The following is a 24,546-nucleotide window of genomic DNA, read 5'->3' on the forward strand; positions in this document are numbered from 1 at the left end:
CCTCCGGTTAGCGATATCCATCATGAAACGCTCTGCCCGCAAGGGCAGGGCCAGGGTCGCCGGCGCTAGCGGGCAGGCGCTGGTCCCTGCTCTGATTTTTCTACTGGTCGGCTGCATCGGCCTTTTTTTGGCGTTCAACTCGTTCCAGATGACGAGCGCCAGAATCAAACTGCAAAACACCGCCGACGCGGCAGCGTACAGCGCCGCCGTGCTGCAGGCGCGCGACTACAACTTCTCTGCGTACACGAACCGCGCAGCGGTTGCAAATCAGGTCACCGCCGCGCAGGTGATCGCTCTGAAGTCCTGGATCGACGAACTGGACGCGACTTACTCGCCGTCGGACCTCGACAACATCGTCAATGCGCTCGCGGACCATCCAGCTCAATGGACTACACCCAAGCAGATCGGCAAAGCCGACATTGCACCGGTGCGCGCGGCCCTGGATGCGCTGCTGCCCACCGTCGCCCGCAACATCGGCGTGCTTGATCGCGCGCTGAGCGACGCTCAGGCGAACTATCACGCCGCAGTATTCACCGCGGTGCCCGACACGGCCGAGGCCATCGCACAACTGAATCAGTCCGACACGCACGTCACGGCCGGCTACTTCACGAGCGCGCGCAATGCTGCGCAACTGGCGGCATGGAACTCGTACACGGCGACCGTCACGCCTGCGGGCACCGTAGGACAGGACGACTTCGCAGACGTAGTCACGAACCCCGCCACGCTCGACGGCTTCGTCAAGAATCGCGACTCCGTCCGCAGCGTCGCGCCGAACTTTCAACAACTTAACGACAGCGCCGACATGATCTGTGGACCGCGCAGCTCGTTCACCATCAACGTGACGCACGACGGCGGCACGCAACTGCGCAACGATAAAAGCGGATGGCAGTCGATCGACGCGAGCACCGCGCATCTGCGCATCAGCTGCATTGGACCAGTCGAATCGGAAGCCGGCTTCGGCGGCAGCGCCAACGGCAATATCACAACCTACATGACCCATCCGCCGTTTGCTGCGTGGCAGGACTGGGAGGGCTACGGCGGGTATTTCAACTTCGGATACACGGGCAGCACGACGCCTGGCTGGCAGGTGCCGGACGCCATGGCGGAACAGTTCCGCGCAGGGCCGGGGCCTTCGCTCGACCCAGTCAACGGCGGCCTGCTGCGTTATCAGGAAGTCAATGGAAAGCAGCTCTCCGCGAAAGCGCCGCGCATCACCATCGAAGTCACGCGCGGCAGCGACACGCTCGTGAAAACCGTGGGCCTGCAGGGCGGTGGACGTATGCGGGTCGACAGCAATGCGGCCAGCGGCGCGATGCGCGCGCTGTCTAGCGCCAATGCCTACTTCGTACGTCCCGACGAAACGTCTTTCGGCAGTTCGATCATAGGCGGCCTTATGCACGCAGACCAATGGGCGCGTGCCGACCATGAGACAGAGTACCCGAGCCTTTTCAGCCCGTACTGGCAAGCAGCGCTCGCACCGGTCGATGCGAGCGAGCGCGCGGCGGCTCAGGCCAACCAGATCCCGGTAGACCTAAAGGCGCAACGATAATGAAACGAACGCACGCCAGAAACGCGCCGCAAACCGGCCAGGCGATGGTGGAATTCCTCGTCGCCATGATCTCGGTCATGAGTGTCCTGATGCTCGCGGTAATCATGCTCGCCAAGTTCAACGACGTCCGTAACCGGACGCTAATGGGCTCACGCTATGCCGCGTGGGAGCGTACCGTCTGGACGGACAATGACCCGCGCAAGAATCTCGCCGCCGACCCAGCCACCACCGAGGGCTGGTCGAATGATTACGGCGCCGCCGCACTCGCCGTAGGCAAAACCGACTCCGATATCAAGGGCGAAGTGCTGGAGCGCGTCATGGCCGGCGACGGCGCGCCGATTTCGGGCACGGATCGGCAGCAGAGCGGGCTAGCCGCGACGCAACCGGCCATGTGGCGCGACTATGGGGGCAATGCTTTGCTGGCCTCTGCTTCGGACGTTCAGCTCAGTACCGGCACAGCGGACGATCCCGCGAGCAGTCAGACGGTCTCGGCCCTCGCAACGTGGCAGGTGCCGACCGCCACTGGTGCGCCTTTTGCGGCGCACTTCGCCCTGCCTACGCGCACGCTGCAAGCCGGCATGGTCAGCGTGGCCATTGCTCAGGACAGCAGCGTACTCAAGCGCTTGTGGCCGAAGAACAATCAGTTGCCCGCCTTCAGCGGTCTGACTTTCTCTGATACGAACGTGCTCATGACCAACACGTGGGTACCGGACGGCTCGAACAGTAATCGCGCGCTGTTCAGTCAGGCAGTGCCGGCCGCCCACGTCACGCTCGTGCCGCCCAACGGTTACCAGTCCTTGCAGAAGTATGCACCGGAGATTTCGACCCTCCAGTTCGGCCGCATTCAGCAGGACGTCGTCCCGCCCAACCGTTTGAGCCAATGAGACTGACTATCCACGTTGCACGCGGCGCTGCTGCCGCCTGTGCGCTTGTTGCTGGCCTCGCAGTTGCGGGCAGCGCATGTGACAAGACGCCGGTTCGACCGCGAAGCGTCGAAGCGATTGGCCGCGACATGATTGTGAACGGTGTGCCGACCTCGGTGGTCGGCATGCAGTTCGACGGTACGGTCGACGATGTATCGAAGGCATTCCGCGAATTCTGGGCCGCCGAAAATGCGCCGGCGAAAGGCCGGAGCACTGCGTCCGGCCTGATGCTCAGCGCTGTCGACGGTGACTGTTTCTATCTGCTGAGCCTGCCGCCGCAGCATGACAGCGCCCGCACTCGCGGGCTGATGAGCGTGGTCCGGGTTGGCGGCGACAAGGCAGAGCATCGGATTCCGGACTCGGCAATCCCGCTGCCTGAAGAACGCAAGGTTCTCTCCGATGTCGAGAGCCGCGATGGCGGTCAGACGGGCCGCACCTGGCTGCTGGATATGCCGGGCGAAGCACGCTGGAACGCGCAGCGATACCGCAACCGCCTCGCGTTGCAGGGGTGGGTGAACGCGGGCCGCCAGCCCGACTATCTGTCTGTCGGCACGCGCGCGATGCAAGGCAAAGCGTTCGCCATGCAGCGCGGAAAAGACAGCGTGGACGCCAGTTTTTCAGACCGCGACGGACGAACCTTCGCCGTCATCAATACAACCAGGAACCGTTGAGATGCACCAACGCTTTGATTTCCTTGCGAGGCCTTCCCGGCAGCGCGGCCAGGCCTATGCGGAATACCTCGTGATTACGGCTGCGCTGATCGGCATCCTTTTCCTGGTCACTGGCGACACTGCTGCGCCGTTCACGACACTCGTCTCGAGCTTCAAGTCGTTTTTCAGCGCCTACAGCTTCACCCTCTCGCTTCCCTGACCGGCAACGGTCGATTGGTCATGCTTAAGAAAATCAAAATCCGTTCTCTTCTGTCGAACTCGTGGGTACTGCTGTTCGTCGCCGTGTGCGTTGCAGGCGGCCTGACATTTCTGCTGTACAAATATCTGAACGATCGGGAAACCAGGCTCAAGCAGGAAATAGCCGCGAACAAGGTACACGCAGACGTCGAAGTGGTGGTGCCCGCGCGCGATCTGCCGGCTGGCACGCCGTTGTCGAGCAGCGATTTCGTATCGCGTGAGATTCAGGGCGACCTCGTCTATGACGACATGATCCGTCCGGAGAACTTCGATCAGTACCGCACGTCGCACCTCGTGAAGCCGGTGCGCCGCGGCCTGCCCTTGCGCGCCGCCGATATCGACGCATTGCGCGGCCGCGATTTCTCCGACGTTCTGCCGGCTGGACAGCGCGCCCTGACGGTGGAGATCGACACGGTCAACTCCACTGCGCTTCTGGTGCGCCCCGGCAATCGCGTGGACGTGTACTGGATCGGCAGGGCCTTCCATCAGGACCACACATCCGACGACAAAAGAGTCGCGCAATTGATCATGCCGAACGTACTGGTGCTAGCCACCGGCCAGGACTTGCGCCCGCGCGACGCAGGCGAGGCGAGCGAGCACGATCAGGCGAACGCCAACAGCAGCGCAATGAGCCGCCAGGAGGGCATGGGCTACACGACGGTGACGCTGCAGGTGCCGGCCGAAGACGTCGGTCGCATCGCGCTCGCGCAGAAGATCGGCGGTTTGCGCCTGATCCTGCGCAATGCTGACGACAAGGCCAGCGGCGGCCCCGCGTTGATCGAGGAAAAAGACGTGTTCGCGGATCCCGCGACTCTCACCAGCTCGGGCGGCAAGGCGTCGGCGCCGCCGGTGGTCGAAGTGATCGCGGGTGGCGGCGCGACCAGCGCCAACATCGTTCCGAGCATGCAATCCGACTCCTCGCGCGATACCTCGACGTCTACCAGTGCGCCGTCTGCCGCGGTTCCATCAGCATCTGTCTTGCCGCAGCGCCAGCCAAGCGTCTACGAGCAGGCCAACGCCATCGCCCAACAACTGCAGAAGGCCGTTGCGCCTAGCGCGTCTCAGCAGAACTAAAGCATCGAGCACAGGTTTCATACCAATGAAAGTCAAAAACAATGCGGCGCGATTGTGCCGCCGGGTCCTGCCGTCCCTTCTGGTCGGCGTGTTGTTGTGCGAAGCGGCACCGCTCACGCTCGCTCAGAGCATCTACCCGCCCGCAGCGGACGACGCATCGGCGACCGCGCGCGTGCTGGAAATGTTCCGCGGCGAAGTGCGGATTCTGCACGTGCCTGGCACCATCAAACGCATCGCGATAGGTAACGGCAAGCTGATTACCGCGAACGTGGTCGACGGCAGTCTGATGTTGCTCGGCGAGCAGGACGGCATGACGTCGCTTGTGGTGTGGAATGAGAAAGGCATCGCGCTGCAAACAACGGTGCGCATTGCGAAGGCCGAAGTGAACGCGTCACTGCAGCAGTTGCGCGCGGTGCTGAAGTCGGTATCCGGACTTCACATCGACGCGATCGGCTCGAACATCGTGCTGTCGGGCGTGGTCCATCGCGACATGGCGGGGGTCGTCAAATCGGCGACGCAGGATATGAAGAACGTGATCGACACCACCACGGTCGACGAAGGCGAAGCACTGAGAAAAACCGTGCACTTCAAAGTGCAGATCATGGAAGTCACACGTAATGCGCAAAGAAAGCTTGGCATTGGCTGGGACAGCGCCTTCCGCGGACCACAGATAGGCGGCGCTGCGAGCGTTGCGACAGGCGCGGCAAAGGCTATCACGGCGGGTACAAGCTATTTTCTAGCCGGCATTGCATCCAACATCACTTCGCAAATCAACTTTGCAGTGAATAACGGCGATGCGTTCATTCTTGCCGCGCCCGAATTGAACACGAAGAGCGGCGGCACGGCCAGCTTCCTGGCCGGCGGACAAGTGCCGATTCCACAATCAGGCGCGCTCGGCACCACGAACGTCATGTACAAGGATTACGGCGTCAAGCTAAGCATCAATCCTGTCGTCGACGTGAACGGCATCATCTCGGCACACCTGACTACCGAGATCAGCCAGATCGACCCCAGCGTGAGCTATGGCGGTCTGCCCGGCTTCCTCACGCGCAGCACGAGTTCGGACATTTCCATGCGCACGGGCGAAACGCTCGCCATTTCCGGCCTGATCAGCGCCGACGCAGTCAACGATAGCGACGGCATGCCGTTCCTCGGCCAGATACCGGTAATCGGCCAGCTGTTTCGTTCGGACAGTTTCCGCGCGAAGAAAAGCGATCTGGTCATTTTCGTGACACCGCTCATCTCCGATCCCGAACTCGCGCCCAACTCGGATCTGCTGATGCGTGCCGACGGCATAGACAGCGCGTATGTCAAGCAATTCGGCAACCCCGAGCCGCTTGTCGCCGACAAGGAAAAAGCGACGCGCACGACCGCCGCGCGTCAACCGATCCAGCCCACGCCCGCATTGCTGCCCGCGCCGATCCGCAGCACACCGCCACTTGCGCCTGCGGAGGAAAGGGCCCAGGCACCCAACGGCGGCCAGCTTCCCGCTGATGTTTCGGCACAAGCATCGCAGTTGCGTTCACCTTTCGCTGCTGTTCCAGCGGACGCGGCCTCCTCCGCTGCGGCCCAGTCGGCTTCGCAGCCGCAGTCGCAAACGCAGCCTCGACCGCAAAAAATACAAGCCCCCTCGGCAAGCACTCCCCCAGAAGGCGTCGCCGAGGCCCTGCGCATGTTGAACGCCGCCGGGCAGCCTCCGACCGCGCCGAGCGCCACGCGCGATGCGGCTGCCTCCACGACAAACGGCAAAGTGCCGCCGCAACAGGTCGGCGTCCTCGGCAGCGCGCCGAACTGAACACGCCTAGCGGAGAATCGCCATGCTCAATCTCGAGATACACACGCGAAACGCGCCCGTGCGCGCGCTGCAAGTCGAACACGGGTGCACGATCGGCAAGGACGCGAGTTGCGACATCAGCGTCAAGGGTCTTCTGATCGGAAAGCTGCAAGCGCGCATTGTGCGCGAGAACAACGCCTACTACATCGAAGACCAGGGCGGCATAGCCGCAACGCTGGTCAACGGTTCGTCGATCACGCGGTACGGACCGTTGACTGAAGCCGATCAGATCGAAATCGGTATGACGACGATCAGAATCGTTCGCGCAGCCGCCAACGAGCAACCGGTTCGCCCGAGTCACCATTCGGCACATGCGCGCTCGATGCAACCGTCGCAGTCCGTGCAGGTCGCGGACACCGCACATGTCGCACAGCCTGCAATGCAACAGCCCGCTGAACCTGAATGGCGAGCAAACCCACAGCGCCCTATCGAAGCAGGTGCGCCAGCGGCTGAACCGCAGCCGCAACCGCTTTCTCAAGCCCCGCTTGCATACGCTGCACGAGAGGACATAGCGCGTCCCGATCAACACGCAGTCACCGCGCCGTCGAGGGCGCTGTCCACTTCCGCGCCCGCCGTCAAGACGGCAGCCCAGCCGTTGGCGATTGCGCCGATCAACAGCCCGCTCGGCATCGAACTGCGCAAACAGGCGCACATGAAAGTGATTGCGGCGCTCGACTTGCGCCGTCTGAACGTCGCACGCATGGAAGACGACGAATTGCGCAAGACAGTCAGCGCCGCGCTCGACGACATCCTGAATCACGATCCGATGTTTCGCACGCCGGACATTCCGCTCGAGGCGCTGAAAAAGAGTGTGTTCGACGAAATCATCGGACTCGGGCCGCTCGAGGAACTGATTGCGGACCCGACCGTGTCGGAAATCATGGTCAACTGCCACAACGAAATTTTCGTCGAGAAAGACGGGCAGTTGACCCGCTCGCCGGTCATCTTCACCGACGATCGCGCGGTGCTGGGCGCAATCGAACGGATCGTCGCACCAATCGGCCGGCGCATCGACGAAAGCTCGCCGATGGTCGACGCGCGTCTCGCCGACGGCTCGCGCGTGAATGCGGTGATTCCGCCGCTCGCGCTCAAGGGGCCGAGCATCACGATCCGGAAGTTCTCCCGGCGCAAACTCGTCGGCGAAGATCTGATCAGATTCGGCACGCTGTCGCCGCACATGCTCGAGTTCCTGCACACCGCCGTGAAGCAGGGCGCCAACATCATCATTTCGGGCGGCACGGGCTCGGGCAAAACCACGCTGCTGAACGTGCTGTCAAGCTACATTCCGGACGATGAGCGCATCGTCACGGTGGAAGATGCCGCGGAGCTGCAACTCTCGCAGCCGAATCTCGTCTCGCTCGAAGCGCGCCCCGCCAATATGGAAGGCAAAGGCGCGGTCAATATCCGCGACCTGGTAAAGAACTGTCTGCGTATGCGCCCGGACCGGATCGTGGTCGGCGAATGCCGCGGCGGAGAAGCGCTCGACATGTTGCAGGCCATGAACACCGGTCACGACGGCTCGCTCACCACCGCTCACGCCAACACGCCGCGCGACTGCATTGCGCGTCTGGAAGTAATGACCCTGATGTCGGGGCTGGATTTGCCGGTGCAGGCAATTCGCGAGCAGATCTGCTCGGCGGTCGACATCGTCGTGCAGCAGTCGCGCTTTTCGTGCGGCTCGCGCCGCGTCACGCATATCACCGAAGTGAGCGGCATGGAATCGGGCGTCATCACGCTGCAAGACGTGTTCGTGTTTAAGGAAGAAGGCTTCAGCGAACACGGCAAGGTTCAGGGCAAGTTCGTGCCCACTGCCTATATTCCGGACTTCTATCAGGAGCTGATTCGCCGGCGCATTCCTGTGAATACCGACATCTTCACGCGGCCGGAGTGAGAGGTCGACCATGAGCCTTCCGATTATTCTCGTGCTGGCGTTCGCCGGCTGTCTGTTTCTGATTCTTCTCGCCACGCGCATGGGCACCTCCACGCTGCGGGCCAGTTCGCGGCAGATGGCTGGCGAGATCGAATCGTCGCTCGCCGACGCTTTCGTGTTTGTGAATCGCCAGAAAGCCGCCGCCTGGAGCATGGTCGTCATTGTCGGCTTGCCGATCGTCGTGTTCGTGCTGAGCCGCAGCCTCTTCGTCGCGGCGGCTTCGATTCCGCTCGCCATGATGTTGCCGCGCAAATACTTCAAGCGCATGCACAAGAAGCGCATTGAAGCGATCGAGAAGCAATTGCCCGACGCGCTGCTGATGATGTCCGGAGCGCTGCGCGCGGGCGCGAGTTTTCCAACTGCACTAGAAGCCGTGGTGCAGGAAACACCGCCTCCCATCTCACAGGAATTCGATCTGTTGATGCGCGAAATTCGCCTTGGCATCGACCTGGACATTGCAATGCGCAACGTCGAAAAGCGCATTCCCATTCCCGACTTTCTGATGATGACGGCGGCCGTATCCATCGCGCGCGACGTGGGCGGCAATCTGGCCGAAGCGCTCGAATCGGTCGCGCGTACGCTGCGCGAAAAGCTGACGATGGAAGGCAAGATCAGGGCGCTGACGTCGCAAGGACGCATGCAGGGCATCGTGATGACCTGTCTGCCGCTCTTTCTGATGCTGGTGCTGCGCTTCATGGAACCCAAGGCCATGGCGCCGCTGTTCACGCAGCCGGTCGGCTGGGCCACGCTCGCAGTGATCGGCGTGATGGAAGTTCTCGGCTATTTCTCGATCTCGAAAATCACCAATATCGACGTCTGACCATGCTGCTATTCATCGCTCTCACCGTCAGTATCGGGCTCATCGTTATTGCCGGCATCGCCTATCGGTCGATCAGCGGCCTCGCCGGCGCGGTGCTGCCGGAGGACCGTACCTATCTCGACCCACTGCCGAGGTCGCTGCGCCCCTTGTGGCCGCTCGTCAATTTCGTGGTCCATCATTTCGGCTCGCGCTTCAGCGGCAGGCTGGTCGAGAAGACCGAACTGCAATTGCGCCTCACGTCGCTGACGTTCCTGATGAACGCGCGTCAGTTCATCGCGCTGTCGATCATCAGCGCGGCTCTCGCTGCACTTCTCGCGCTGCTGGCAATGCTCGTGCTCGGGGTTTTCTCGGTGCTGGTACTGCTCGGCGCCGCGTTGCTCGGCTATTTCTATCCGCGCATCTGGACACGCGACGTGCGGCGCCGCCGCGTCGCGCAGGTTCTCAGGCATCTGTCGATCTATCTCGACTTCCTGACACTTGCCGTCGAAGCCGGTCTGAACATCAACGGCGCCATTCAGAAGGCCGTCGAAAAAGGTCCGTCCGGCCCCTTGCGCTGGGAACTGGAGCACGTGCTGCGCGACCTGAAATCGGGCCTCAACCGTACAGAAGCGTTGCGCCGTCTGGACGACCGGCTGCGCATCAAGGAACTGACGAATTTTGTCGGCGCCGTCGTGCAGGCCGAGCGGATGGGCGCCGGGCTCGCCAAGTCGCTGCGCTTTCAGTCCGAGCAGCGCCGCTCCGAACGCTTCCAGCGGGCGGAGAAAAAGGCAATGGAAGCGCCGGTGAAGCTGGTGTTTCCGCTGCTCGTGTTTATCTTTCCGATCACCTTCATCGTGCTGGGATTTCCGATCGCAATGAAGTTCGTGCAGGAGGGCTTCCTATGAAACTCGCTTGTCTAAAAGTTCACGGGCGGGACGCCGGCGTCAAGGTGTCCATCGCGCAAACCATGTGCGAGCGCATGCGCGGCCTGCTCGGCCGAGACTCGCTGCCGCCCGGCGAAGCACTGCTGCTCAAGCGCTGCGGCTCGGTGCACACGTTCGGCATGCGCTTCGAGATCGACGTGCTGTTCCTGGACCGGCGCGAACGTGTCGTCGCGATTCATCACGAGGTGCGCAAGCGCCGCGCGCTGTTCAACCTGCGCGCGGCGCACACACTTGAGATGCCGGCCGGCGCGGCGCGCGCGCACGGCCTCGCAGTCGGCGATTCACTAATCTTCGAGGCGGCGTCGTGAACCTTCTTTCTTTGCCGCTACGGAAATCGCGGTCGCACGGCGTGGCGACCAGCGGCGCACGCAAGCGCAGACAGTCGGGCCAGTCGATGGTCGAGTTCATTGTCATCGCGCCGCTATTGCTGTTCGTCTGTTTCGGCACGCTGCAGTTCGTGCTGCTCTATCAGGCAAAGTCGACACTGGACGTGGCGGTGCTGGAAGCCGCGCGGGAAGGCGCGGTCAACCATGGCTCGATGCAGGCGATGCGCTCGGGCCTTGCGCGCGGGCTCGCGCCAATTTATGCGCGGCAGGCGAGCGCCGAGGGCGCTGCGGCGGCGCTCGCGAACGCTCAGGCAGACGCAAGCAATTTCAGCGTGATCACCGTCCTCAATCCGACGCCTGCCGCTATCAGCGACTACGCGCGACCGCGCTATTACCCCGACGAGGCGACGACCTACACCGAGATTCCAAACGATTCGCTGATGTACCGCGATCCATCAATACCGACTGGGGCGGCCTCGCGGATGAATATTCAGGATGCCAACATTCTGAAAATACATGTGCATTACTGCTACGACATGTACGTGCCGCTGGTGAACAAGGTGATCTACTACGCGGCCAACGTGATCGGACCTATTGGCAGTGGCGGGATTCTGACACACGAGCCGGCCAGGCCCGACATCGATCCCTACGGCTTTCCGAAGAACGGCGACTCGCTGTGCAAGGTCAAGCTCGCGGACGGCATCAAGACTGGCCGCTGGCCGATCTCGCTGGATTCGGAAGCGATCGTGCGCATGCAGTCGCCGGTGAGAGCATCGGCGCTGAACGACTCGCCGAATCCGACGGGCAATTGATGGCGCGTCGGCTGCTGCTGGTCGCCATCGCCGCGTCCGGCGCTTGTCTGCCGCTGCGATCTCACGCCGTCGACGCGGTCGTGACCCGCGTACGGCCGGCGCCGGGAGTGGTGATGATGGTCGGCGGAATGGCAGGCGCCGCCGAGCCCGTTGGGCTGACCGTTCGCGCGGCGCCGCGTGCGGTCGCGTACGCACCTGACGATGCGGGCGGTCGTCAGTCGGGGGCCTATCCACCTGATAACCCGGACGGTCGGCAATCGGTAGCCTATTCACCTGACGACGCGGATGGTCGCCAATCCGTCGTGATCCAGCCTGGCCGCGAATCATTGCGTGGCGCCGTGCGGCAGTCGTCCGCGTTGGTCGCTGCGCGCGTGATGGCGCTGTGGCCAATCATTAACGAAGCGGCACGCGCGGCCGGACTGGACAGCGCGCTGCTGATGGCCGTGATCGACGTCGAGTCAGGAGGCAATCCGCAAGCGGTGTCGCCCAAAGGCGCAACCAGTCTCATGCAGTTGATGCCCGGCACGGGCGCACGCCACGGCGCGTCGGATCTCTTCGACGCAGGTCAAAACGTGGCTGCGGGCGCGCGCTATCTGAAGGAACTCATGCGCCAGTTCGGCGACCTGCCGCTGGCGCTGGCCGCCTACAACGCCGGCGAGGGCGCCGTGCAAAAGTATGGCGGGCAGATTCCGCCGTATGCCGAAACGCAAAGCTACGTGCCGAGGGTTATCGCCCGCTACAGGTGGTATCGGAGCGCGGCGTCTTCAATGGCGATGCCGTTGGGAGCTGAACTAGCTGACGGCGTGAATGGACGCCTTTTCGCGGTGGGTTCGCGAGGCCGAAACTGAACGGGCAGCCCGCCAGCCCGCGCTCATTGTGCGGCGCCGCTGCTCGCGCCAGTGCTGCAACGCAACGCTTCTTCTATTGATTTATCGAGGCTGGCGAGCGCCTCGGCAATGACCGGCATTTGCGACGTTGCAAGCTCGCGATTGTGCGCGCGCCCTGCCGCTTCCAGTTCGGACAGCGCCGCAGTCAACGCATCATGAGCAAGCATGCGGGCCGACCCGGCCATGCGATGTGCGGCGCTTGCCACTTCGTCCCAGCATCCGGCCTCGAAGCTCTGCTGTAACGACACAAGCGTTGTTCGGTTCGTTTCGGCGATCAGTTCGAGCACGCGTGTGATGGCGCGCTCGTCCTCGCCGACCAGTTCCTGAGCATTGGCCCGAAGCAGGCGGGAATCGGGACAGGATATTGCGGCTTTCATGCTGCACATACCCGCTCATCACGCCGATGCAATCCGGCAACGCCGCGCCAGATCGATCAGTTCGACCAGTGATTTCACGCCCAGCTTGTGCATGATGCGCGTTTTGTGGCTGCTCACCGTCTTGTTGCTGATGAACAGCGCGTCGCCGATTGCCTTGTTCGACATGCCCTTCGAGAGCATCTGCAAAATGACGAGTTCCTTGTCGGATAGCAGCATGATGCGGCCTTCCTCGCCACTCGGTGTCACACCCGGCGCAATGCTCGCGCCGTTCGGCCCGACCGGAAACACCGTATAGCCCGCGAGCACGGCTTCCACGCCGCGCATGATTTCCTTCATTTCCTGCGACTTGCCGACAAAGCCGTGAACGCCCGAACGCATGGCGCGCGGCGCGAAGGTAGCCGGGTCATGGCCCGACAGCACCATTACGCGAATAGGCGGATGCACGAGCTTCAGGCGCGGAATGACATCCAGCCCGCTGATGCGCGGAATGTCGAGGTCGAGTATCGCCAGATCGGGCTTGTACTGGCGAGCCATTTCCACCGCAGTCTGGCCGTTGTCCGCCTCCACCACTTCGTCGACACTAAGCAGTTGCATGAGCTGCAATCTGACAATCATCCGGAACGCTGGGTGGTCGTCGATAATCAGAATGGTTGACATGTGTTGCATTTCTCCTGAAAGAACTTCCGTTTCCCGTTGAGGCCGATCATGGACTTCTGGTGGCTCGCTGCTGAGCTTCCGGCACCCATACGCCGTTGCGCTCCAGGCGCTGACAGCGCCGTGTGCGCTGCGAACGCGAGTCAGGATGCCGCAACGACAAACTCGATCTCAACGCGGCGATTGGGCGCGAGACACCGCACCAGTTCATCGCGCCTGGTTTGCCGGCATTCGGCCACCGGGTTGGCGCTGGCAAGCCCGCGAACCGAGATGAGCGATGTGACGCCGCGCGTGCGCAGATAGCGCGCCACCGTTTGCGCGCGTTGCAGCGACAGGCTCTGGTTATATGCGTTCTCGCCAAGACGGTCGGTGTAGCCGGTGATCCTGAGTCCGCGAAGGGCGGCAACTGTCTTCAGGCTGCGCGCCACCTCGTCGAGTTCGCGTCTGCCTGCGGGCAGCATCGCGGCTTCGTTGCCGCCGTCGAAACGGAATAGCAGGTCGGCGCGCAGCGTGATGGCTCGTGACACTGCTGCTCGCGTTGCCGCTGGGGCTGCGAGTGCCGCCTGTTTGCATTGCAACGCGCTTTCCGCCGATTTGCGCAAGTTGTCCTGCACTTCAGGCAGGCGCTGCTCGGCCCGAGCGAAGCTGCGCATCCACGCATCGTGGCCCGCTTGCATGAGCTCGACCTCCGCACACGCAAGCGGCTGCTGCGCCTCGCGGCACGAAGCGATGACCGGATCGGACTTGATGGTATTGACGATCTTCCACAGATCGGGCCGAACCACGGAGACAGTGCGCAGAGCAGGATTGGCAGCGGAGAGCGGCGCGCCGTTTTCGAGGCCGGCTGTGATCACGGCCGCCTGACCGATTGCCTCTTCGACGAAACCCCAGTGATCGCCCGCCTTGCGTTCCTGCTGGCCGGCGTTGATCCAGCATTCCGCCTTTGTGCGGAAGTAGCCGTTCTGGTCCGGTTGCAGGCGGTCCAGCCGCGCCTGCAATGACGCGAGCGCCGCGCCGGAGTTGGCGACGGGCGCGTACGTAGTGACCCATTGCGGGTTGGCGGCGCCTGCCGCCTCGTCTTGCGAGGCGCCAAGGCCAGATTTCAGCAGCGTGGGGTCTTCAATGCCGAGCCGTGCGCGCGCGGCGTGGTCCGCGCAGGCTGTTAGTGTCAGCGCGCACACAAGCACGGTTAGCGGGGTTTTCATCAGAGGTCTGCGTCTCGCGCATTTTTTTATCGAGGGATAAAAGTATGACGAGACGCAGAAGCCCGCGGAATGGGATGAATCTTAGAACGGTGTCACGAGTTGCTGATTGTCACGCTTCCTCGAGACAGTTCGTGAGGTCTCTGGTCCGCCGTCATGCCCTCACCGCTCGCGCGGCATTGCGGCCACGCAGCCACTCGAGCGCCAGCAGCAGACACGTCGAGAAAACGATCAGAATCGTGGCCAGTGCCGCGATAGTCGGACTGATGTTTTCGCGGATGCCAGTGAACATCTGACGCGGCAGCGTCGTCTGGTCTGCGCCCGCCAGGAAGAGCGTTACGACGACTTCGTCGAACGACGTCGCGAACGCGAACAGGGCGCCGGAAATCACACCCGGTGCGATCACCGGCAGCGTGATCCGGAAGAACGTCTTCACCGGATTTGCGCCGAGCGACAGACTCGCGCGCACGAGGTTGTAGTTGAACCCCTGCAACGTGGCCGCGACGGTCGTCACGACAAACGGCACGCCGAGCGACGCATGCGCGAGAATCAGACCGATATACGTATTGGCCAGACCGAGCGGCGCAAAGAAGAGATACATGCCGACGCCGACCACCACAACAGGCACGATCATCGGCGAAATCAGAATCGCCATGAGCAGACCCTTACCGCGGAAGTTGGCCTTGGTGAGCCCAATTGCGGCCAGCGTGCCAAGCACGGTCGCAACCACGGTGGCGGACGGCGCGACAATGAAGCTATTCTTAGCCGCCATACGCCACTCATCAGACGCAATCAGATTCTGATACCAGCGCAGCGACCATCCTGGAATCGGATACACCAGGAAAGTACTCGACGAGAACGACAGCGGCACGATCGCCAGCACGGGCAGGATCAGATACAGCAGCGTCAGCACGGCAAGCGCGCGCAGCGCGAAATACCAGACGCGCTCGACGAGAGACGTATGCGGCGCGAACAGGGGCTTGGCAAGTTTCATATCGGCAGACTCCGTTCAGCCGAGGCTCAGCGATGAACGCGTGAAGCGCCCGTAAATCACATACAGCACGAGCGTGGCGGCCAGCAGCAGCGCGCCGAGCGCGCAGGCCATACCCCAGTTGATCGTCACGTTGGTGAAGTACGCGACGTAATAGCTGACCATCTGGTCGTTCGGGCCGCCGAGCAGCGCGGGCGTGATGTAGTAGCCGATCGCGAGAATGAACACGAGCAACGCGCCTGCGCCGATGCCCGGATAAGTCTGCGGCACATACACACGCCAGAACGCGGCGAATGGATGACTGCCGAGCGAAACGGCCGCGCGCTGATACGTGGGCGGAATCGACTTCATCACGCTGTACAGCGGCAGGATCATGAAAGGCAGCAGAATGTGCGTCATCGAGATATAGACGCCGGTGCGGTTAAAGAGCAGCGCGAGCGGATCGTGCAGCAGGCCGCTGCCGACCAGCGCCTTGTTCACGAGGCCTTCGCTCTGCAAGATCACGATCCATGCGGCGACGCGCACCAGAATCGATGTCCAGAACGGAATCAGCACGAGAATCATCACGAGATTCGCGCGACGCTCGGGCAGCGTCGAAATCCAGTAGGCGAGCGGATAGCCGAGCAGCAGCGCGAACAAAGTGACGGCCGCGCCGATCACAAAGGTGCGGCTGAATACGGCCAGGTAGATCTGCTGGTCGGCGTCGGTCGGAATGATGTGGCCGAACGCGTCCTGCTTGTGATCGAGCGAAGCGAGCAGATAGAACGGCGAATACGGGCTGCTGTTTTTCGCGATGGCTTGCCAGTACGCAATGTTGTTCCAGCGTTCGTCGAGCTCGGCGAATTTCGCGTGGAATTGCGCGGGCGTCAGTTGCAGCGGCTTGCTGTTGTCGTCGACGAACGGCATGGCGCGCGCCGACTTCGCGACGAGCGACCGGTAACCGGGAATTTCCACGTTGAGCCGGCGGGCGAGCGCACCCATGCCGTCGCTGTCGGCAATCGCGGTCAGGTCGGTCGCCAGCGCGGCGTAGGCGGCATCGGGCGGCGGCGTCTTGCGATCCCACGCGCTTAGTGCGCTGAGCGTATGCGGCAGCGCGTTCACGACTTCGGGGTTCTGCGCGGCGCGCGTGAGCAGCGCGCCGATCGGCACGACGAAGATGAGCAGCAGAAAGATCGCGAGCGGCGCGATCAGCAGCAGCGCCATCGCGCGCTTTCGCGCTTCCGCGGCCTTGAGTTCGCGCTTGAGCCGGCCGGTTGATTCCGGCGTCGAATCGGCGGCGATCGTCATCGTAGTCACACCCAGTCTCCTGTCGATCAGAGTTAGCGCTTTAGCGCTTACTCTGATCCCATGCAAAGCTGTCTCATTCCACCCCAACCGCGCACGCACGGCTGCGCCATGCGCGCGCGTCATCGCATCACTTCGCGCTACTTACTTTGAGGCCCACGACGAAAAACGCTGCTCCAGCTCGTCGCCATGGTCGGTCCAGAACGACAGATTCTGCAGCACCGCGTTCTTGCCGTTGGCCGGCGAGTTCGGCAGATTCGCGAGCGTCTTTCCGTCGAGCGCCTTGATCGCCGCCACGTTCACCGGGCCATAAGCGATGTGGTGCGCGTAGTCCTGCTGCGGCTTCGACGAAAGCGTAAAGGCGATGTACTTCTCGGCCAGCGCCTTGTTCGGCGAGCCCTTCGGAATCGCCCAATAGTCGAGGTCATAGATGCTGCCGTTCCACACGACCTTCAGGTTCTTGCCTTCCTTCTGCGCGGCGTCGATGCGGCCGTTATAAGCCGTCGACATCACCACGTCGCCCGCCACGAGGAACTGCGGCGGCTGCGCGCCCGCTTCCCACCACTGGATGTTCGGCTTCAGCTCATCCAGCTTCTTGAACGCACGGTCCTGGCCTTCCTTCGTCGCGAGCACCTTGTAGACGTCTTTCGGCGCGACGCCGTCGGCCATCAGCGCGAACTCGAGGTTGTAGCGCGCGCCCTTGCGCATCGCACGCTTGCCCGGAATCTTCTTCGTGTCCCAGAAGTCGGCCCAGCCGGACGGCGCGCTCTTCAGCTTGTCGGCGTTATACGCAAGTGCCGTCGACCACACGAAAAAGCCCACTCCACAAGTTTGCGGCGCTTCGGGAATCAGGTCCGACTTCTTGCCGATCTTCGACCAGTCGAGCTTTTCATACAGCCCTTCGTCGCAGCCGCGGCCAATATCGCCCGACTCGACTTCCACCACGTCCCAGTTCACATGCCTGGCTTCGACCATCGCCTTGACCTTGGCCTGCTCACCGTTGTATTCGACGGCGGTCACCTTGTTGCCGGTCTGCGACTCGAACGGCTGGTTGAACGCTGCCTTTTGCGCGTCCCCGTTGGCGCCGCCGAAGTTGACGACCGTCAGTTCGGCCGCATTGACCTGCGCGGCGCCCAGCGCGAGCGCCACAGCACCGACAGCGATGGCGCAGCGCGATTTCCCGATCTTGCTCATGTGTGTTGCTCTCCTTTGGTGGTGGTTTCAAGCATGAGTCATGCGACTTTTTTATGTGCTGCTGATAGCCCCGCTTCATGCAATCATGCGCGCGTTTCGCGGCATCACGCCCCCGCGAATACCCGCAGATGTTCCGGCGCGAACTCCAGCGCGACGGGCGCGCCTGGCGCGAAAGACTCGAGCGCGTCGGTACCGAGCGGCACCTTGACGAAGCACTCCTCCTGCTGCGGCAAACCGCAGCGCATGCGCACGTGGTCGCCGAAATAGATGAGCCCGCGCGCTTCGCCGGCCAGTGCATTGGCACCCGGCCGAGCAACACCGTTTCCATTGACGCCCGTTGCGAGCTTCATGCGTTCCGGCCGGATACATGCAATGGCCGGCGTGCCCGCCCGCGCGCCGCCGATATTGCGGCCGGTCAGCCGCGTGCCGTCCGCCAGATGGATCTCGCAATATTCGCCGTTCACATTCGCGATCGTGCCGCGCAGCTTGTTACTGTCGCCGATGAAGTTCGCAACGAACTCGTTGCAGGGCGATTCGTACAGACGGTCCACGGTATCGAGCTGCTGCACGATGCCTTTATCGAAGACGGCGACGCGGTCGGACATGGTCAAGGCCTCGCCCTGATCGTGAGTGACGTAGACGAAGGTCACGCCGAGCTTCTCGTGCAACGACTTCAGTTCGTACTGCATGTGTTCGCGCAATTGCTTGTCGAGCGCGCCGAGCGGCTCGTCCATCAACACGAGTTTCGGCTCGAACACGAGCGCCCGCGCGAGGGCGATACGCTGCTGCTGGCCGCCGGAAAGCTGCGCCGGATAACGCTTCGCGAAGCTCTCCATGCGCACCATCTTCAGTGCGTTGTTGGTGCGATGCGCGCGCTCCTGGGCGGAAACCTTGCGCACCGTCAACGGATACGCGACGTTCTGCTCGACCGTGAGGTGCGGGAACAGCGCGTAGTTCTGAAACACCATGCCGATGTTGCGCTTGTGCGGCGGCACGGTATTGAGCAGCGTGCCGTCGAGCCAGATCTCGCCGCCGGTGGGAAATTCGAAGCCGGCCAGCATCATCAGGCAAGTGGTCTTGCCTGAACCCGACGGCCCGAGCAGCGTCAGGAATTCGCCCTGATAGATGTCCAGATCCAGCTGTTTGACGACCAGCGTTTCGCCGTCGTACGTCTTGCGCACGCCTCGAAAGCTGACGATCACTTCATCCGTTTTCATCGCCGTAGTCTCCTCTGCGGTCTGGCCGGCTGCTGCTGCGAAACAGCGGGCTTGCATCAATTGCGTGGCCCACTATAGACCGTTACGGTTCTACAATATGGAACCATTTCATTATTCCGGATAGAACCACTTGGACACGATCATCTTGTCGGACTGGCTCGCCGCGAGGCTTGATCGCGCGGCCGGTGAGCCGCTCTACCGGCAGACTTTGCGGCTGATGCAGCAGGCGATACTCGCCGGCCAACTGCCACCCGGCACCAAGCTGCCGAGCTCGCGCACGCTGGCCCAAGATCTCGGCATCGCGCGCAATACGGTGCTGCATGTATACGACCAGTTGACCGCCGAAGGCTATGTGCTCTCGACCACCGGCAGCGGCACTTATGTGGCTGACACGCAGCCCGACACCGCCGCCGTCAACGCGCGCAGAAAGCCCGCGGTCGCGGCCGTCGCGGTACTAGGCGCCCAAGACAAGCCGGCCAGGCGCGATCTGAGCGACCTGTCCAATCGCGGGCGGCGGCTGATCGGCCAGGCCGGGGTATCCGCGAAACAGTGGGGCGCGTTCATGCCGGGCGTGCCCGACGTGGCGGAGTTTCCGGCGCGAACCTGGAGCCGTCTGCAAGCGCGCTTGTGGAAGGAAGCGAACCCCGATCTGCTCACCTATGCGCCCGGCGGCGGCTACCGTCCGCTGCGCCGCGCTTTATCGGACTATCTGCGCGTCGCGCGTTCGGTGAATTGCACGCCGGATCAGATCATCATCACTACGGGTATTCACCAATCCATCGATCTGGCGGTGCGCCTGCTGACCGACGTCGGCGATCGTGCATGGGTGGAGGAGCCTTGCTATTGGGGCGCGCGCAGCGTGCTGCAGTCGTCGGGTATTACGCTCGTGCCGGTGCCGGTCGATGAAGAGGGCCTCAATCCGCGCGAGGAGGATTTGCAGCGGCCGCCGCGTCTCGCGCTAGTCACGCCGTCGCACCAATACCCGCTTGGCATGGTGATGAGTCTCGCGCGGCGCCGCACGCTGCTCGAATACGCGCGCCAGCACAACGTGTGGATAATCGAGGACGATTACGACAGCGAGTTTCGCTACGGCAGCCGCCCGCTCGCGTCGCTTCAGGGTCTCGACGACGCCGGCCAGGTCATTTATGTAGGCAGTCTCGGCAAGATGCTTTTTCCGGGCCTGCGCATGGGCTACATGATCGCGCCGGAACATCTCGTCGACACGTTCCGCATGGGCATCGCCGAGCTATACCGAGAAGGTCAGTTGATGCAGCAGGCGGTGATGACCGACTTCATCATGGACGGCCACCTCACCTCGCATGTTCGGCGCATGCGCGCGTTGTACGGCGAGCGCAGGCAGATTCTGATCGACGCGATCACCACGCGTTTCGGCAACGAACTGCCGGTCATGGGCGACGAAGCCGGCTTGCATCTGGTGCTCGGTCTGCCGGACTACGCGGACGACCGCGCGGTGACGGCGGCCGCTTTCGATGCCGGCGTAATCGTACGGCCGCTCGCGAGCTATTACAGCTGCGACCCGCCCGCGCGGCGCGGACTGCTGCTCGGTTATGCATGCGTGAAGAACGACAGGATTGGGCCCGCGTTCGACACGCTCGCGCGCGTCATCGAGCAGACCGCGCTGAAAAAGCCGACGCGCGCCGCCTGAAGGCCGCGGCCTTCAGGCGCGGCGGCTTCGAAACGCCGCGCCGTGACATCGCTCACTTGAGCCCGAAATCGACGCGCGTGGTGGCGCCCTTGTCCTTGATGCCGTCTGCGTCCAGCTTCGGCGCGACGATAAACACGCGGCTGCTGTCGATCTTGCCTTCCAGGTATTGCTGCACGCTCTGCGCCCGCTGCTGCGCGAGCTGCCGCAAGCTCGCCTCGTCGACGGGCGCGTTGGCGGCGAGCGCGTTCTTCATGTCGTCGTCGGGCAGGCTCTTGGTCAGCCCGACAAAATTGCGCGGCTTCTTGAAGTCCGCGGATTTGTAGGCCTTGGTCAGATACTTGTCGTATTCCTTCGGATCGACCGTGATGCTCGACAGATCCACGCTCTGGCCATTGCCCACCACGTCCCTGATCTTCTGCTGCTTGACGAGGCGATCCACGTAGAGCGTGCGCAATGCGGGCTCGTCCAGCTTGGGATCGACGCGGCCGATCAGGTCCATCCTGATGGACGGCTTCGAGCCGAGCGCCTTCACGATCGTGTCGAGCTTCTTGTTGTCGGCGTCCGTCAGTTGTGCGGAGCCCGGTTCGAATTCCACGTAACCGAGCTCCTCGCCGCTGCCGCCGAACGCGTTGGCGATCAGCGAGAACGGCGCGGTCACCGCCTTTTGCAGCAGATTGAGCACCGCGTGCCAGATCAGGCCGCCAATGCTGAACTCGGGGTTCGACAAGGAGCCGGACACCGGCAGATTGACGTCGATTTCGCCGCGTGAGTTTTTCAGCAGCGAAATGGCGAGCCGCACCGGAAGTTTGGTCGCGGTGTCATTTTCGATGTGATCGCCGAACGTGAGTTGATCGATGAACAGGTGGTTGTCCGCGTTCAACTGATCGTTCTCGAGCTTGTAGTGAAGGTCGACGTTCAGCTTGCCCTTGGTGATCGGATAGCCCGCATATTTCGCGGAATACGGCGTGAGATTGGTCAGCTCGATGTCGTGCGCACTCGCGGTCAGATCGAGCGCCGGCTTGGCGATCAGTGGATTGACGGTGCCGCGAATCGACAGCGGACCATTGGCCGCGAGCTTCGCAGCAATGTCGACGGGCGCGGATGTGGTCGACTGCGTGCCGAACGCGCCGACAGTGCCCTGAATGCCGACCAGGTTCGCGGTGAAGTTCGGCTTGACGAAGTTGTCGGTGTAGGTCACGCGGCCCTGTTGCAAGACCAGTTGGCCGAAGTGCAGCTTGACCGGATTTTGCGGCGGCGTTGCGGCGGTCACGGTCGCGGGCTGGGCAGGCGCAGTTGCCACCGCGGACGAGGCCGGCGCGGACGCGGACGCCGCCACCGGTGTCGAGGCCGCCACCACGGCGGACGCGGTCGGCGGCGTCAACGGCACCGGTTCCGTGCCGGGCTTGGCGTTCTTGTCGCGCGTGAGCGACTGTGCCGCGCCGCTTTCATGCGCGGCCACGTCGCTCAGGTTGAGCTTGCCTTGCGCGTCGAGCAGCACGCGTCCATAGAATTTCGTGAAGGTCACACGCTCGGCGTCCACCGACGTGCCGCGCTCGTCGTAATCCGCTTTCAGTCCGGAAAGCGCGAGCGAGCGCCAGCCTGCAAAGGGATCCGAGGTTGCCTTGTCGAGCATGCGCACGTCCACGAGCGCAACGTCGCCGCGATAGGTCGCCTTCAAGGACTTCGCCTGATTCAACGCAAGGTCGCCGCTGCCGTTGAGCAGCGCGCTTGCAATCGTCGCATTCAGCTTGCTGCCGAAGTACGGTTCAAAAGCCGCAGCGTCGAGCCGGTTTGCGTTCACCTTGACGGCAACCTTCAGCGGCGTTGCGGTGACGTCGCCCTTCAGGCCGAGCGTGCCCTTTTTGTTCAGCGTGGCCTGCAGTTCGACGGGCAGCGGACGGCTCAGGTCGTCGCTGATCTGCTGCACTTTCAGTTGCAGCGGCGCTATGCCCAGCTTGACCGGCTGCGGCGTGGTGTTGTCGGTGAAATTGGCCGTGGCGTCCTTTACGTTCAACTCGCCGATCTTGTAGTGCCATGCCGGACCTTCGGCTTGCGCCTTCTTCGCCGCATGAATCGCCGTGCGTTGCGGCTCGGCTTCATGCGGGCCCGCCAGCGACGCGAGGTTGATGCTGCCGTCTTTCAACCTTTGCACGTCGACGGCAAGGCCCGTCGTGTCGACGCTCGGCACATCTGCGGTGCGCGCGTTCACATCCACCTGCCTGACCTTCACGCTGCCTTGCGCGAGCGAGATCACAGGTTCTTTGGCGCCGCGCGGCGCCAGTTTCAGCGATTGCAGATCGAGCTGCGAATCCGCGACCATCACCGCGGCCGGCGACTTCGACCAGTTCGCGCCGACGTTGACGGTCGCGGACAGCGCACCGTCGGTCACTTGCGCCGCGGTCATCGCGTCGAGGTAGGGTTGCAGCAGCGGCAGGTTCAGTGACTTGATGTCGAGCTTCGCGCTTGCCGTTTTTGCAGCCAGGCTCACTGCGCCCGCGGCGCCGAGCGAACCGCCGTTGTGCGTGAAGCTGGTGTTTAGCGTGTAGTGCGCCGGAGCCGTCGCGAGCGTCGAAAAATCGGTCAGCGTAACCGCGAGCTTTTGCATACCGGCGTCGACGGGACGCAAAGCTGCTTCATCGCGCACGTTCACCGTGCCGTCGTTCAGCACGAAGCGTTTGATCGACAGATCGAGCGGCGCTGCGGCTTTGGGTCCGTTCGGATGCGTAGCGTGTGGAGACGAAGCCGCAGACGCCGACGAAGGTGCTGACAACGGTGCCGACGCAGGGGCCGCCGAACTTGCCGCTTCGGCCGCAGCCTTCGCGGCGGCCGGCGCGGGCGCCGGGGCGAACATGCGCTCGACACTCAGCACGCCGTTCCTGTCGCGCGCGAGGTTTGCCCTTGGCGCGTCTATGCGAATGTCGTCGAAATGGTAAAGGCTCTTCAGCGGCTCGAGCGTACGCGCGGCGACATGCACCGCGCGTGCCGCGAAAAACGGCGCCTTGCTTGAGTCCTGCACATCGACGTCGTTCAGATCGACGGTGCCCGCGACGCGCAGCGTGGGCGCGTCGTTCGACATCACGAAGTTGAGCTTGAGATCCGTGGAAAGCTTGCCGGCCTGCACGATCACCGGCAGTCTGGTCGGCACGTACGAGACGAGGCGCGGCACGTCGAGCCCTTCAAAGCGCAACGACACTTCCGACTCGCGCGACGCGGCGAACGGTTTCGTCTTTCCGTCGATGGCGAGCGGGCTGCCGTCGATCCGCGCGCGCAGCAACGGCTCGACGAAAATATCGGTTTTCGAGGGCAAGGTGGCGATAAACGGAATGCCGAGCTTCCATTGATCGATTACATGCGTCGCGCCAAGCAGCTTGTCGTCGAACGTGATCTGGCCGTTCTCGAGACGAATGTTCGAGACCGAAAAGAGCGTCGGCTTGCTGTCCGGTGCGCTCGGATGCTTCGAAAATTTTTCGATCAGATCAGTGAAATTGAAACGCTGCGCGTCGTAGCGAACAATATGAAAACGCGGCGAATCAAGCTGTATTTCGTCGACAATAGGCGCCGCGCGAAACAGCGAACTCCATGACGGCTGCACGATAAGCCGTTCTATATCCACGAAATTGCCCGCGCCGCCGCGCTCGCCGATATGCACGCGGTCCGCTTCGAGTTTCAGCGTGTACGGATTGAGCGCGATGCGGCCAATGGTTGCGGGCCGGTCGAGTTGCTTGCTGAGCTGTTGTTCAGCGATGTGGCGAATCAGCGGCGGCGCCGCGAAAAAGCCCAGCACACCGAACAATACGATGAAGATCAGCAGACCTGTAATGACGCGACGTGTGCGGCGCGACTGCGCGACATTGCGCATGGTCTGCATGGAGGAGGCGATTGATGCTTTGTTGATGCTTGCCATGCCCGGTTCTGGATGATGCGGCGGCAAGCCCGCCGCGACACGAAAATCCCGCAAGCGGCAGTATAAGTCGT

At 62.8% G+C, this 24,546-nt stretch carries 21 protein-coding genes; 13 read left to right on the plus strand and 8 right to left on the minus strand.

Annotation, left to right across the window (positions count from 1 at the left end; all coding sequences use genetic code 11):
- The first annotated feature begins 22 nt into the window (after positions 1-22).
- The 12 genes from A3AC_RS0111970 (at position 23) to A3AC_RS0112025 (ending at position 11,947) form a co-directional block, all read left to right on the plus strand.
- The gene (locus A3AC_RS0111970) at positions 23-1,549 is read left to right on the plus strand and encodes a pilus assembly protein TadG-related protein (RefSeq protein WP_025599089.1); all 1,527 of its coding nucleotides are present in this window, start codon (positions 23-25) and stop codon (positions 1,547-1,549) included.
- Positions 1,549-2,433 carry a hypothetical protein gene (locus tag A3AC_RS0111975; RefSeq protein ID WP_025599091.1) on the plus strand — a complete coding sequence of 295 codons (885 nt, stop codon included), beginning with the start codon at positions 1,549-1,551 and terminating at the stop codon, positions 2,431-2,433. Before A3AC_RS0111970 ends, A3AC_RS0111975 begins: the two co-directional genes overlap by 1 nt.
- Positions 2,430-3,143 carry a hypothetical protein gene (locus A3AC_RS0111980; protein WP_025599092.1) on the plus strand — a complete coding sequence of 238 codons (714 nt, stop codon included), beginning with the start codon at positions 2,430-2,432 and terminating at the stop codon, positions 3,141-3,143. Before A3AC_RS0111975 ends, A3AC_RS0111980 begins: the two co-directional genes overlap by 4 nt.
- A gap of 1 nt (position 3,144) precedes the next feature.
- Positions 3,145-3,342 (plus strand): hypothetical protein, encoded by a 198-nt coding sequence (locus A3AC_RS0111985; protein WP_025599094.1) that lies wholly within the window; start codon positions 3,145-3,147, stop codon positions 3,340-3,342.
- Positions 3,343-3,362: 20 nt separating this feature from the next.
- On the plus strand, positions 3,363-4,454 hold the full coding sequence (gene cpaB / locus A3AC_RS0111990; protein WP_025599095.1) for a Flp pilus assembly protein CpaB: 1,092 nt from the start codon (positions 3,363-3,365) through the stop codon (positions 4,452-4,454).
- Between the two features lie 25 nt (positions 4,455-4,479).
- Positions 4,480-6,249 carry a type II and III secretion system protein family protein gene (locus A3AC_RS0111995; protein ID WP_025599097.1) on the plus strand — a complete coding sequence of 590 codons (1,770 nt, stop codon included), beginning with the start codon at positions 4,480-4,482 and terminating at the stop codon, positions 6,247-6,249.
- 22 nt (positions 6,250-6,271) lie between these two features.
- Positions 6,272-8,179 carry an ATPase, T2SS/T4P/T4SS family gene (locus A3AC_RS0112000; protein WP_025599098.1) on the plus strand — a complete coding sequence of 636 codons (1,908 nt, stop codon included), beginning with the start codon at positions 6,272-6,274 and terminating at the stop codon, positions 8,177-8,179.
- 10 nt (positions 8,180-8,189) lie between these two features.
- Complete coding sequence (locus A3AC_RS0112005) at positions 8,190-9,038, plus strand: type II secretion system F family protein (protein ID WP_025599099.1); 849 nt, start codon at positions 8,190-8,192, stop codon at positions 9,036-9,038.
- 2 nt (positions 9,039-9,040) lie between these two features.
- On the plus strand, positions 9,041-9,922 hold the full coding sequence (locus tag A3AC_RS0112010) for a type II secretion system F family protein (RefSeq protein ID WP_025599101.1): 882 nt from the start codon (positions 9,041-9,043) through the stop codon (positions 9,920-9,922).
- Complete coding sequence (locus tag A3AC_RS0112015; RefSeq protein ID WP_025599103.1) at positions 9,919-10,269, plus strand: DUF192 domain-containing protein; 351 nt, start codon at positions 9,919-9,921, stop codon at positions 10,267-10,269. The genes A3AC_RS0112010 and A3AC_RS0112015 overlap by 4 nt, the downstream gene beginning before the upstream one ends.
- A gap of 86 nt (positions 10,270-10,355) precedes the next feature.
- Positions 10,356-11,099: a TadE family protein gene (locus A3AC_RS0112020; protein WP_156924608.1), complete on the plus strand. Its 744-nt coding sequence runs from the start codon at positions 10,356-10,358 to the stop codon at positions 11,097-11,099.
- Positions 11,099-11,947, plus strand: coding sequence for a lytic transglycosylase domain-containing protein (locus A3AC_RS0112025; RefSeq protein WP_025599105.1), 849 nt, complete (start codon positions 11,099-11,101; stop codon positions 11,945-11,947). The genes A3AC_RS0112020 and A3AC_RS0112025 overlap by 1 nt, the downstream gene beginning before the upstream one ends.
- A gap of 23 nt (positions 11,948-11,970) precedes the next feature.
- Here the strand turns inward: A3AC_RS0112025 and A3AC_RS0112030 are convergent, their stop codons facing one another.
- The 7 genes from A3AC_RS0112030 to A3AC_RS0112060 all read right to left on the minus strand — a co-directional run bounded on the left by A3AC_RS0112030 (position 11,971) and on the right by A3AC_RS0112060 (position 18,905).
- Positions 11,971-12,363, minus strand: a complete 393-nt coding sequence (locus A3AC_RS0112030; protein ID WP_025599106.1) for an Hpt domain-containing protein — start codon at positions 12,361-12,363, stop codon at positions 11,971-11,973.
- Positions 12,364-12,381: 18 nt separating this feature from the next.
- Complete coding sequence (locus A3AC_RS0112035; protein ID WP_025599107.1) at positions 12,382-13,020, minus strand: response regulator transcription factor; 639 nt, start codon at positions 13,018-13,020, stop codon at positions 12,382-12,384.
- 140 nt (positions 13,021-13,160) lie between these two features.
- Positions 13,161-14,222: an OmpA family protein gene (locus A3AC_RS0112040; protein WP_025599108.1), complete on the minus strand. Its 1,062-nt coding sequence runs from the start codon at positions 14,220-14,222 to the stop codon at positions 13,161-13,163.
- Between the two features lie 151 nt (positions 14,223-14,373).
- On the minus strand, positions 14,374-15,213 hold the full coding sequence (locus tag A3AC_RS0112045; RefSeq protein ID WP_013342096.1) for an ABC transporter permease: 840 nt from the start codon (positions 15,211-15,213) through the stop codon (positions 14,374-14,376).
- 15 nt (positions 15,214-15,228) lie between these two features.
- The gene (locus A3AC_RS0112050; protein ID WP_025599110.1) at positions 15,229-16,506 is read right to left on the minus strand and encodes an ABC transporter permease; all 1,278 of its coding nucleotides are present in this window, start codon (positions 16,504-16,506) and stop codon (positions 15,229-15,231) included.
- Positions 16,507-16,638: 132 nt separating this feature from the next.
- Entirely contained in the window at positions 16,639-17,688 is a 1,050-nt protein-coding gene (locus A3AC_RS0112055) for an ABC transporter substrate-binding protein (RefSeq protein ID WP_025599112.1), read from the minus strand.
- A gap of 104 nt (positions 17,689-17,792) precedes the next feature.
- On the minus strand, positions 17,793-18,905 hold the full coding sequence (locus A3AC_RS0112060) for an ABC transporter ATP-binding protein (RefSeq protein WP_025599113.1): 1,113 nt from the start codon (positions 18,903-18,905) through the stop codon (positions 17,793-17,795).
- Positions 18,906-19,035: 130 nt separating this feature from the next.
- Between A3AC_RS0112060 and pdxR the strand changes: the two genes are divergently transcribed.
- Positions 19,036-20,571: a MocR-like pyridoxine biosynthesis transcription factor PdxR gene (pdxR, locus tag A3AC_RS0112065; protein WP_025599114.1), complete on the plus strand. Its 1,536-nt coding sequence runs from the start codon at positions 19,036-19,038 to the stop codon at positions 20,569-20,571.
- A gap of 52 nt (positions 20,572-20,623) precedes the next feature.
- On the opposite strand, the gene A3AC_RS0112070 is transcribed toward pdxR, so the two are convergent.
- The gene (locus A3AC_RS0112070; protein ID WP_025599115.1) at positions 20,624-24,475 is read right to left on the minus strand and encodes a DUF748 domain-containing protein; all 3,852 of its coding nucleotides are present in this window, start codon (positions 24,473-24,475) and stop codon (positions 20,624-20,626) included.
- Positions 24,476-24,546 lie beyond the last annotated feature (71 nt).

Source organism: Burkholderia sp. WSM2230 (assembly GCF_000472445.1).
GTDB lineage: Bacteria > Pseudomonadota > Gammaproteobacteria > Burkholderiales > Burkholderiaceae > Paraburkholderia.